Annotated in this window: 1 protein-coding gene; it reads left to right on the forward strand. The window is 44.1% G+C overall.

Annotated features, from left to right (window positions below; translation table 11 throughout):
• Nucleotides 1-461 precede the first annotated feature (461 nt).
• The coding region (locus tag QT974_RS33005) for a DUF1156 domain-containing protein (protein WP_333472582.1) at nucleotides 462-2,037 on the forward strand (1,576 nt) is incomplete at its 3' end.

A 2,037-nucleotide genomic window follows, 5' to 3' on the forward strand; every position in this document is an offset into this window, starting at 1 on the left:
ACATCAATTATTCTCGATCAAAGCTATCATAACCCCTGCGATTGCAACACACAGTCCGTCAGGGGTTGAAACCCCTGCCTCATAGCTAAAGTCGTCTAAAGACGACTAATATTAAATCCGGCTTTAATACATCAATTATTCTCGATCAAAGCTATCATAACCCCTGCGATTGCAACACACAGTGAACAATGACATACCTATATAAACGCACCGATATTTGATATAATTAGTTCTTCAGTCGGCGACCGACGACTTCAGCTATGAGACAGGGGTTTCAACCCCTGACGGACTATCGGACTCGGATTGTCGCGCGTTTCTTGGATTGTCGCGGGGGCCAGAAACCGGGTTTTTGCGCGAATACTCGATTACCAGCGTAGAAACTCGAAAAAACCCGGTTTCTCAGATGGTAGCGCGGGGCCAGAAACCAGTAGAATAACCAACAACCACCAACCTAAAAAATCATGCGCCCCAAACTCTTCATCGAGAAAATCATGCCGGTGAATATGCTAAACGAGCAAGTTTATTACGAACACGGCGGCAATCCATTTAAAGGATTGCACCGCTGGTATTCCCGCAAACCTTTATCGTTTTCTCGCGCTTCGGTTTTAGCCTCGATTTTACCCGCAGAAATCTCTTTAGAAGAGTTTGAATATTTGCTGGGATTGGAACCGGGGAAGGAAATTAAACTCTACAAAACTCCCCCGTCTTCGGTGCGAATTAAGAAAGTTCACGACTATTGCGAGAAGGTGTGGGGGAATCGCACGCCGACAATTTTAGATGCGTTTGCGGGTGGGGGAAGCATTCCGTTTGAGGCGGCGCGGTACGGGTTGAATGTGTTGGCGTCGGATCTCAATCCCGTGGCGGTGGTGACGATGAAAGCTGCTATGGAATATCCGCTGAAATTTGGCCCTGACTTGCAGGAAGATATTGATAAATGGGTGAAATGGGTGGGGGATGAAGCCGAGAAAAGATTAGCTGAATTTTTCCCTTCTTTACCGGGGGAAACTGTGCAGAATTATTTGTGGGCGCATACGGTGGTTTGTCCGAGTTGTCAGTCGGTTGTGCCGTTGAGTCCGAATTGGTGGTTGAGTAAGACGAGTAATTATGCAGGTAAGGGACAATCGAGAAAAGTTACGAGTGATTGGTATGCGGTGAAACCTATTCCTAACTTGGCACAGAAGCGGGTTGATTTTGAGTTGGTGAAGGGGAATAAAGGTAAGGAATCGACGATTAAAACGGATGATGGGGAGTACGATCCGAGTGATACAGTTACTCTCAGTCGGGGTGTTGGTAAATGTCCGAATTGTGGCAGTGTGATTGAAGATGAAGCAATTAAGGCTTATTCATCAGTTAACGATTTGGGACATCAGCTTTATGCAGTAGCTTATAAAAAAGGAAAATCTAATTTAGAATTTAGATTGCCTGAGAAAATGGATTTTCAAGGAATCGAAAAAGCTGAAAAAGCATTAAAAGAAAACTATGCTGATTTAACCATCGCTAATCTAATTCCAATTGAAGCCACCAGTACAGGATTGCATGACTCACCTCGCAATTATGAGTATGGCTTGCGAAAATATGAGAACTGTTTTCATTCCCGTCAGTTGCTAACGGTAGTCACTTATGTAGAAATTATCAACGAAGCTAAGGCGTTGCTACAGGCTGAGTATGAATTGGAGAAAGTAGAGGCGATCGTAACTTATTTAGCTTTAGTATTAGATAGATGTGTTGATGCAAATTGTAGATTTGTAATTTATAACGCGGCTAGAGCTTGTATTCAAAAAGCCTCTACACAGCACGCTTTAAATTTAATGTGGAATTATCCAGAGGTTAATGGCGCTACTGAACTTTGGAAAGCGTGTCAGGAAGAAGGAGCAAGGGATTACACACCGCTTTGTAAATTATTCGGCACAAAACCCCACTCAACAGGCCTACCAGGTATCGAACAATACGACCCCAAAACCATCCAAATCAATGCCGCATCAGCCGATAGCCTCTACCACATTCCCGACAATTCAGTCGATGCCATTATCACCGACC

This window comes from Microcoleus sp. BM001215392, assembly GCF_036700185.1.
Classification (GTDB): Bacteria; Cyanobacteriota; Cyanobacteriia; order Cyanobacteriales; family Microcoleaceae; genus Microcoleus.